Consider the following 1,047-nt stretch of genomic DNA (forward strand, 5'->3'; position numbering starts at 1 on the left):
GTCCAGGACGAGCAGGGGGGTGGGGTTGTGGGTGCTGGTGGGGTGGGTCATGGCAGTTCCTTGAGGCCGAGGTCGGTCAGCAGGTCGCGGGCGAGGGTGAGCTCGGCGGCGATGCCGTCGGTGAGCTGGGCGCGGGTGTGGGGGCGCAGCTCGGGTGGGAGGGCCTGCCAGGTGTAGGTCTCGGCCTCCAGGTGCCGGGTGAGGGGGTGTGGTCCGCCGACCAGGCGGGTCAGTGCGGTCTTGAGGACGGGGAGGGTGGAGGTGAGGGGTGGGGTGGGGGCGGCGTGCAGGGGGACGTGGAAGTGGGCCCGCCAGGGTGCGGTGTCGGGCAGTGGTCCGCCCTGTGCGAGGGCTTCGTGGAGGTCGTCGGTGCCGGTGAGGGCGCCGGAGACGGTGGTGGTGCGGGTCTGGTGCAGGAAGCGGGGCTCGGCGAAGGCGGCGAGGGCCGCGCGGACTTCGCGGCGGTGCGGGTGTTCGGCGTGCAGGGCGGCCGACAGCTGGGACTTGACCACCCGGACACCGGCCGCGGCCAGGGCGTCCAGGGCGGTGTGCGGGTCCTCGAAGGAGGTGGCGAGGTGGCAGGTGTCGACACAGACGCCGATACGGGGGTGGCCGACCGCCGTCAGCGGGGCGATCGCGTCACCGGTCCTCTCCACGACGCAGCCGGGCTCCGGCTCCAGCCCGATGCGGATCGAGCGGCCGGTCAGCTCCTGGAGGGCGTCGAGGCGCTCGCCCAGCACTACCAGGGCCGTGCGGGCCTTGTCGGCGCGCGTCTCGTCGTAGGCCGTGCGCCAGGCCAGCGGCAGCGTGGAGATGGTGCCGTCCGTGACGTCGTCGGGCAGCAGTGCGGCTAGGACGCGGGCCAGGGAGGTGGTGTGCTCCAGGCGCTGCGGGTCGGCCCAGTCCGGCTGGTAGACCCGGTACTTCACCTCCCCCGCACCGAACCCCTCGTACGGGAACCCGTTGAGGGTGACGACCTCCAGACCCCGCCGGTCCAGCTCACCACGCAGCCCCCGCAGCGCGGACGGGTCGGTGACCAGGGCCTGG

General features: G+C 73.8%; 1 protein-coding gene. It reads right to left on the minus strand.

All coding sequences use genetic code 11. The features are described 5' to 3' along the window. Positions 1 to 47: 47 nt before the first annotated feature. The coding region (gene eboE / locus KUM32_RS29325; protein WP_217144999.1) for a metabolite traffic protein EboE at positions 48 to 1,047 on the minus strand (1,000 nt) is incomplete at its 5' end.

It is taken from the genome of Streptomyces sp. AC627_RSS907 (genome assembly GCF_019049165.1).